The sequence below is a fragment of the Actinokineospora spheciospongiae genome, assembly GCF_000564855.1.
Classification (GTDB): domain Bacteria; phylum Actinomycetota; class Actinomycetes; order Mycobacteriales; family Pseudonocardiaceae; genus Actinokineospora; species Actinokineospora spheciospongiae.
Map to the genome: position 1 here is coordinate 1 of NZ_AYXG01000034.1, position 7,780 is coordinate 7,780.

Here is a 7,780-nt window from a genome sequence, read left to right on the forward strand (position 1 = left end):
CGCCATAGGGGCCCCGGCCAAACACATCCACCCAGCCGGGCACCACCAACAAACGACCGGGCTTTGAGCCGACAGCACACGGCCCGGGTTCAGCGAAGCGGACCCCCCGCCCACAAAGCCCCGGCCTAGGAACCCGCGCGGGCCAGCAGGTCCGGCGCGTAGGCGAACAACCCGGGCAACCCGCCGGTGTGCAAGAACACCACCGTCTCCCCCGGCGCGATCTCACCGGTGCGGACCCGGTCGACCAGGCAGGCCGCGGCCTTGCCGGTGTAGACGGGGTCCAGGGTCACGCCCTCGGTGCGCGCGAACAGCTCCAGCGCCCGCCACATCTCCTCGGTGGGCACCCCGTAGGCCGGTCCGACCGCCCGGTCGTCGACCACCAGCTCCGGCAGGGCGGGCTCGGCCGCGCCCAGCAGCCCGGCCGCGGCCCCGGCGAGGCGGGTGATGTCGGCGCGGGACTCCTCGGCGGTGTGGGAGACGCAGGCGGCCTCGACCCGCGTGGTGCGGCAGAGCAGTTCGGCGCCCAGGGCGACCCCGGCCGCGGTGCCCGCGCTGCCGACGGGCACCACCAGGGTGCCCACGTCCAGGCCGAGCGAGTCGACCTGCTGGAACAGCTCCACGGTGGCCGCAACGTAGCCCAGCACGCCGACCTCGTCGGAACCGCCGACCGGGAAGGTGGCGACGGTGCGGCCCTGCGCCTCGGCCTCGGCGAGCAGCCGGTTGTAGACGGCGGCGGTCTCCTCCGCGTCCGCGCAGAGGTGCACGTTCGCGCCGTAGAGGTGGTCGAGGACGATGTTGCCGGATTCCTCGTAGGCCTGGCCGGTGCGCGCGACGCTGCGGGTCAGCACCAGTTCGCAGCGCAGGCCCAGGCGGGCGCAGGCGGCGGCGGTCTGGCGGCCGTGGTTGGTCTGCACGGCGCCGAAGGTGATGACCGTGTCGGCGCCCCGGTCGAGCGCGGCGCCGAGCAGGAACTCCAGTTTCCGCAATTTGTTCCCGCCCGCGCCGACACCGCCGACGTCGTCGCGCTTGAGCAGGAGCTGAATGCCGAGCTCGGCACCCAGCCGGGGGCACTCGTCCAACGGGGTGGGCCAATGGCCGAGCGCGACGCGCGGGAAGGCGCTCAGGTCGATGGTCATGGTCGCACCCTATCCGGGTGGCGGGCGCATTCCCACGCGCCACCCGAGGTCGCGGCGGAGTGCCGAATACCAGCACCGCGCACCCGACAGCGGTGCACTTCGGGTAAGAACACCCCGAAATTCACCCACGACCGCCCCGGGCCGCAATAGGCGCACCGGCTGACCAGTGCCGATGGGCCTCATACGATCGCGTGACCGCGTGCGGGGCACCGGCCGGCGGCGCGAATCGGGCAGGTCGTTTTCCCGCCGACCGCCGCCGGGGGCGGCGCATGCGGCAATATGACTCGTACGACACACGGCACCGCCTGACGTCGACCCGACGGCGATACCGATACCCTTCTGGACGACCGGGCCGCATTAGTGGGCCCACGCCGGGAGAGCACCGGGGAATTCACCGGGTTCCCGTGCCGTAAACGACTCACATCACGCGGAGGAAACCGTGGCCCAGAAGACCGTTGTCGAACTCGTCGACGACCTAGACGGCGGAACGGCCGACGAGACCGTCACCTTCGCCCTCGACGGTGTGGACTTCATGATCGACCTTTCCCGGGACAACGCCGCCCGGCTGCGCGACTCGCTGGCCGAGTTCGTCGGGCACGCCCGGCGCACCGGTGGCCGCAAGGGCACCAGGGCCGTCGCGGTGAACGGCGCCCGCAAGTCCGCCACCGCGGGCGAGAAGGCCGACAACCAGGCGATCCGCGAGTGGGCGCGCAGCCAGGGCGAGAACATCGCCGAGCGCGGCCGCATCCCGCAGGCGCTGGTGATCAAGTTCCAGGAGGCGCACGGGGAGTGATCCCCTGACCGGCCGGGCCCGCGGGCGCGGGTCCGGCACCGCGGTCGGCGGCTCCGGCAGTTCCGGCGACCCCGGCGTCAGCGGGCGGGCAGGCGGTCGAGCGAGGGCGCGGCCCAGTCGCCGAGCCTGCGCATGGCGTCGACGAAGGCGGGCTGGGCCGAGCTGTCCTCGCGGCGCAACCGGGGCAGCACCACCTGGGCGGTCGCGCGCAGCCCGCGGGCGGCGGCGGTGGTCAGCGCGGGCGGGTAGCCGCGGCGGCCGTGCAGCCTGCGGGCCCAGCCGGGCAGCAGCGAGTAGGCCAGGTGCGAGACGGTCGGCTCGTAGACGCGCACGCCCAGCGCCAGCCAGCCCCGCACCGGGGGCCGGTGCAGGAAGTCGTAGATCACGTCACTGCCCGCCGTCCGCCGCAGCACCGGGTACACGCCGCGCAGGTAGGCCGACATCTCCGCGAGCGACCCGGGCACCTCGGCGGGGTCCAGGCCGACGAGCGCGGCCACCTGGCGCTGCTCGTGCAGGTAGCGGTCGGCCTGGGCGCGCGTCAGCGGGCAGCCCGCGCGGCCCAGTGCGGTCAGGAACGACGACACCTCCGCGCAGTGCACCCACAGCAGCAGTTCCGGGTCGTCGACCCGGAACACCTCCCCCGTGTCCGGGTCGGTGGCCCGCAGCGCCCGGTGGACCCGGCGCACCGCGGCCCCGGCGGCGCGGGCCTGGGTGAGCGTGCCGTAGGTGCTGGTGCCGACGAACTCCGCCGTGCGGATGAGCCTGCCCAGCGGGTCGGTCCGGAAGTCGGAGTTCTGCACCACCCCGGCGACCGCGCGCGGGTGCAGCGCCTGCAGGTACAGGCTGCGGACGCCGCCGAGCCACAGCGCGGGGTCGGCGTGCACCTGCCAGGTCACCGAGTCGGGGCCGAACAGCCCCAGCTCCTCGGTGTCGATCGCGACCGGCTCGCTCATGGCCCCAGTCTCCCCCGCCGCGCCCGGACACGCCGGAGGCGCCGCAGGCGCTAGGACGTGGACTGCTCCTGCCGGGTCCGCCCACCGCGGGCCCCATCGGCTTCCGCGGACTCCCGGTCGGCCTCGTCCGGCCCGTCCGGCTCGTCCGCGAGCCGATCGTCCTCGTCCCGGTCGTCGAGGTCATCCCGGTCGTCGAGGTCATCGGGGGCGTCCGGGTCGGCGGAGTCGTCGTGGTCGCTGTCGTCGTGGTCGGCCGCTTCGTCGTGGTCGCCTTCGTCGTCGGCCAGGTCCGCGGGGTCGTCGAGGTCGGTGTCCGCGTCGTCGTCGAGGTCATCGAGGTCGTCGAGGTCGTCCCGGTCGTCGAGGTCGTCCCGGTCGTCGAGGTCGTCGGCGAAGTCCTCGGCGTCCTCGTAGTACTCGTCGGCGCCGTCGTAGGCCATCTCCTCGACCGTGTGCCGCAACCTGCCGATCCGGGAGGGCGCGCGCTCGCGGCCCAGGCTCAGGAAGGCCAGCGAGTACAGCGAGAGCCGGTCGCCGTCGCGGGTGAGCAGGACCGGCCTGCGCACGACCCGCCCGGCGGGCACCTCCATGCCGACGACCTCGTCCCACTCCACCATCCAGGAGCGCACCAGGATCGACCGCTCCTCCACGGCCTCGGTGGTGACCCGCACGCCGGAGTTGTAGAAGGTGTCGATCAGCACGAAGCCGAGCACGATGAACACCGCGGCCAGCACGAACCCGAGCACGTCGTCGAGGCCGAGCACCGCCAGGGAGACCAGCAGGATCAGCGAGCCGAGCACCACGCCGATCCACCGCCAGCGCGCGTGCAACTGGTACGGCAGGTCGGCGGCCGTGTTCGCGGCTGTCCTCGCGCCCATGTCCGCCACGCCCTCTCGCTCGGCCGCCCGCTGCGCCACACCGCTAGGCAACATAGTCCGCGCGGGCGCCCGGCGACACCGTCGGTGCGGCACAGTCTGGGAACGACCCGAAATTGCTCACCTCGTGCGATGTTTTGCCGCGCGCAATGAACAGCCTTGATGACAATGGCCAAAATAGTCGCGGAAATCCGGATGAACCGTCCACACCGTGTTGGCTATCACAGCATTTGTGTACTATTCAGTCCGACCGCGGCGCAGTGGAGCGCCGAGCAACCGGTGCAATTCAGGGACGGCGCCAGTGGGCCATGCCGAGCGCGATCAGCCGCAGTTGCTGCTCGGCGACCGAGACCACCTCGGCCTCCGCCCTCGGGTCGCCGGACACGTCGAGCAGCGCCGTGACCACGGACAACATGGCTCCGACCATCAGGTCGGCGACCATCCGCAGGTCGTCGGCGTCCCAGTCGGCCATGCCGGGGTAGCGGGCCAGGTCGGTGGCCAGCTCGCTGCCGAGCAGCCGCAGCTCCCCCGCGATGGACTTGCGCACCTCGGCCACACCGCCATATCGCTCGCGGATGAGAAAGCGGAAATGCGAAGGAGACCGACCGACTTGCTGGACCAGAATGGCCACCGAGCCGCGAATGGCGTCGTCGGCCGGTTTGCGCCGCGCCGAGCGCAGCATGGCGCGCAGGGTCCGCATGCTCTCCTCGACCAGCGCCACGCCCAGCTCGCCGATCGACGGGAAGTGCCGGTAGAAGGCGGTGGGCACGATGCCCGCCTCGCGGGTGACCTCGCGCAGGCTCAGGCCGGCGAGGCTGGTGTCGGCGAGGAGCCGCAGCGCGGAGTCGAGCAGGGCCTGCCGCGTGCGGCGCTTGCGCTCCTGCCGGGTGCCGACCGCACCGGACGCCTCCTCAGCCACGGCACCGACCCTATCGCCCCGCCCCGCCCCGGCCTCCCGCATCGGTCCTCCCACGCGCACTGTTCGTCACATCACACGGCCATCCGGTTGACAGCAACCAAGATCCGCGTTGCACTTTTCAGTGTACGCACGTTCACTGAAATTGGAGGCACGCGGTGACGGCCCAGCTTGAACGCAAGCGCCGATTCCGTGGGTTGCACCTGTTAGAGGCCCTGGCGACGCCACACAGCATCGACCGGTACCTCGAACTCCTGCATCCGATGCTGGTTCTCCGCGAAATTCGTGGTGAGGTGACAAGTGTGCACCGAACGACCCGCGACTCGGTGACCCTCACGATCCGCCCGAACAGGCGCTGGCGCGGTTTCACCGCCGGTCAGCACGTGCGGGTGGGCGTCGAGATCAACGGTGTGCGGCACACCCGCTACTACTCCCCAGCCACCTCCGAGCGCAGCCGCGACGGCCGGTTCGAGCTGACCGTCAAGGCGCACGACAGCGGCCGGGTGTCGCGGTGGCTGCACGCCAACGCCCGCCGGGGCCTGGTGCTGCACCTCTCGCCCGCCGAGGGCGAGTTCACCCTCCCCACCACCCGCCCGGACCGGGTGCTGCTGGTCAGCGGCGGCAGCGGCATCACGCCGGTGATGTCGATGCTGCGCACGCTGACCGACGAGGGCCACCACGGCGAGATCGTCTTCCTGCACTACGCCTACACCGAGGCGGACGTGCCCTACCTGAACGCGCTGCGCGAACTGGCCGCCCGCCACGACAACGTGCGGCTGCTGCTGGCCTACACCGACGTCGAGGGCGGTGACCTGCACGGGTTCTTCACCGAGGAGCACCTGCGCGCGGCGGCGCCGTGGTTCGCCGAGACCGACACCTACCTGTGCGGCCCGCCCGGGCTGATGGCCGGGGCCCGGCAGGTGTTCGACCGGCTCGGGGTCGCCCACCGGCTGCGCACCGAGGACTTCGCCCCGCCGCCGATCACCGTCGACGCCGAGGACGCGACCGGGGAGGTCACCTTCGGCCGCAGCGCCACCACCGCGCCCAACTCCGGGCGGACGCTGCTGGAGCAGGCCGAGGCCGCCGGGCTGAAGCCGGAGTTCGGCTGCCGGATGGGCATCTGCTTCACCTGCACCAGCGTCAAGACCAGCGGGTGCACCCGCGACGTGCGCAACGGCGAGCTGTCCACCGACCCGGAGGAGGAGATCCAGATCTGCGTCTCCGTACCGGTCGGCGACGTCGCCATCGACATCTGACCCCTCCTGGAGCATCGGACATGACCACCAAGACCCCCCGACTGACCCCGCAGCAGTTCGAGGAGCTGGGCAAGGACCTCGACGCGCTGCGCCAGCGCCTGCTCGACGACCTGGGCGAGGAGGACCGCAAGTACATCTACGACGTGGTCAAGGTGCAGCGCGCCCTCGAGGTCGCGGGCCGCGGCCTGCTGATGGCCAGCTCCTTCCCGCCCGCCTGGATCGCCGGGACCGCGGCGCTCTCCCTGTCGAAGATCATCGACAACATGGAGATCGGCCACAACGTCATGCACGGCCAGTACGACTGGATGCGCGACCCGGCCATGAACTCGAAGATGTTCGAGTGGGACAACGTGGCGCCCGGGGAGAACTGGAAGCACTCCCACAACTACATCCACCACACCTACACCAACATCCTCGGCAAGGACCGCGACATCGGCTACGGCGTGCTGCGGATGGACGAGGGCCAGCGGTGGAACCCGTACTACCTGGGCAACCCGGCGTACGCGTTCGCGCTGATGGTGTTCTTCGAGTGGGGCGTGATGCTGCACGACCTGGAGGTCGACAACCTGCGCACCGGCCGCAAGAAGTGGTCGGAGACCGCGGGTGTGCGCCGCCGCATGTGGCACAAGGGCCTCAAGCAGGTCCTCAAGGACTACGTGCTGTTCCCCGCGCTGACCGGCCCCCAGTTCGTGGCCACCGCGACGGCCAACGCCACGGCGAACCTGGTCCGCAACATCTGGGCGTTCTCGATCATCTTCTGCGGCCACTTCCCCACCGGGGTGGAGAGCTTCACCGAGGACGAGACCAAGGACGAGACCCGCGGCGAGTGGTACTTCCGGCAGATGCTGGGCTCGGCGAACATCTCCGGCAGCCCGCTGTTCCACATCATGACCGGCAACCTGTCGCACCAGATCGAGCACCACCTGTTCCCGGACATCCCGGCCCGCCGTTACCCGCAGATCGCGGGCGAGGTCCGGGCGATCTGCGAGAAGTACGGCCTGCCCTACAACACCGGCGGCCTGACCAAGCAGCTCAGCTCGGTCGCGGCGAAGATCGTCAAGCTGGCGCTGCCGGACCGGTTCTGGCGCAAGCCGTCGAACCCGGGCACCCGTAACGTCAAGGAGGGCCGCGCGCTCCGCGTGGCATGACCGGGATGGGGACTTCAGATGGTCAGTGAGTTCGAGAGCACCAAGGACACCGTCCAGGAGATCACCGAGTCGGCCGCCGTGCACGTCGGCCGCATCGCCCAGATCGTCACCGGGGCGATCGTCGACATCGCCCGCGAAATCGGCGACCTGGCAACCGACGTGTTCGAGATGCGGGAGGCCAAGGAGCGGGCAGCAGCAGACCGCGAGCCCCTCCCGACGGTGGTCGACCCGACCCCCTGACAGGAAAGAACCACAACGGTGGCGCACCGCGACTTGGTCGCGGTGCGCCACCGCCGTTTCCGGGCCGCCCCGGTGGACCACAACGGCCACCAGCCGACCCCCACCGGCACAGCCACAAACCAGCCACCCCACCCACCACCAACCCGGCGGCCAGCCACACCCCACCCTCCATCGGCGCGGTCACCGACCACCCCACCCACCGCCGACCGGGCAGCCAGCCACACCCGACCCCACCAGCACAGCCGCCAACCACCCCGCCAACCGCCAGCCAAGCGGCCAGCCACACCCAACCCCCCACCAGCACAGCCGCCAACCACTCCGCCAACCGCAGCCCAAGCGACCAGCCACACCGGGCCCACTGTGCGCAGCCGCCGACCACCCAACGAACCGCCGGCCCGGCTACGCAGACGCCCGGGTGGGTGGATTTGCTTGGGTGGGGGAGACGATCATGTGCAAGCCTGCC

General features: G+C 71.2%; 8 protein-coding genes. 4 read left to right on the plus strand and 4 right to left on the minus strand.

The window, feature by feature from the left end; translation table 11 throughout:
• Nucleotides 1–125 precede the first annotated feature (125 nt).
• Complete coding sequence (locus UO65_RS04415; protein ID WP_035278995.1) at nt 126–1,136, minus strand: D-cysteine desulfhydrase family protein; 1,011 nt, start codon at nt 1,134–1,136, stop codon at nt 126–128.
• A 439-nt stretch (nt 1,137–1,575) separates the two neighbouring features.
• Between UO65_RS04415 and UO65_RS04420 the strand changes: the two genes are divergently transcribed.
• Nucleotides 1,576–1,929 (plus strand): histone-like nucleoid-structuring protein Lsr2, encoded by a 354-nt coding sequence (locus UO65_RS04420; protein WP_035278997.1) that lies wholly within the window; start codon nt 1,576–1,578, stop codon nt 1,927–1,929.
• 77 nt (nt 1,930–2,006) lie between these two features.
• Here UO65_RS04420 and UO65_RS04425 read toward each other — a convergent pair whose 3' ends face one another.
• The 3 genes from UO65_RS04425 to UO65_RS04435 all read right to left on the minus strand — a co-directional run bounded on the left by UO65_RS04425 (nt 2,007) and on the right by UO65_RS04435 (nt 4,676).
• Nucleotides 2,007–2,882, minus strand: a complete 876-nt coding sequence (locus UO65_RS04425) for an oxygenase MpaB family protein (RefSeq protein WP_035279000.1) — start codon at nt 2,880–2,882, stop codon at nt 2,007–2,009.
• A 50-nt stretch (nt 2,883–2,932) separates the two neighbouring features.
• Complete coding sequence (locus tag UO65_RS36570) at nt 2,933–3,799, minus strand: hypothetical protein (RefSeq protein ID WP_052020693.1); 867 nt, start codon at nt 3,797–3,799, stop codon at nt 2,933–2,935.
• A gap of 244 nt (nt 3,800–4,043) precedes the next feature.
• On the minus strand, nt 4,044–4,676 hold the full coding sequence (locus UO65_RS04435) for a TetR family transcriptional regulator (protein WP_035279002.1): 633 nt from the start codon (nt 4,674–4,676) through the stop codon (nt 4,044–4,046).
• 299 nt (nt 4,677–4,975) lie between these two features.
• Between UO65_RS04435 and UO65_RS04440 the strand changes: the two genes are divergently transcribed.
• Genes UO65_RS04440 through UO65_RS04450 form a run of 3 tightly spaced genes read left to right on the plus strand, consistent with a single transcriptional unit; the run spans nt 4,976 to nt 7,317 of the window.
• Nucleotides 4,976–5,929, plus strand: a complete 954-nt coding sequence (locus tag UO65_RS04440; RefSeq protein ID WP_233427440.1) for a ferredoxin reductase — start codon at nt 4,976–4,978, stop codon at nt 5,927–5,929.
• Between the two features lie 20 nt (nt 5,930–5,949).
• Entirely contained in the window at nt 5,950–7,077 is a 1,128-nt protein-coding gene (locus UO65_RS04445; protein ID WP_035279004.1) for a fatty acid desaturase family protein, read from the plus strand.
• An 18-nt stretch (nt 7,078–7,095) separates the two neighbouring features.
• Nucleotides 7,096–7,317: a hypothetical protein gene (locus UO65_RS04450; protein WP_035279005.1), complete on the plus strand. Its 222-nt coding sequence runs from the start codon at nt 7,096–7,098 to the stop codon at nt 7,315–7,317.
• The last annotated feature ends 463 nt before the right edge of the window (nt 7,318–7,780 follow it).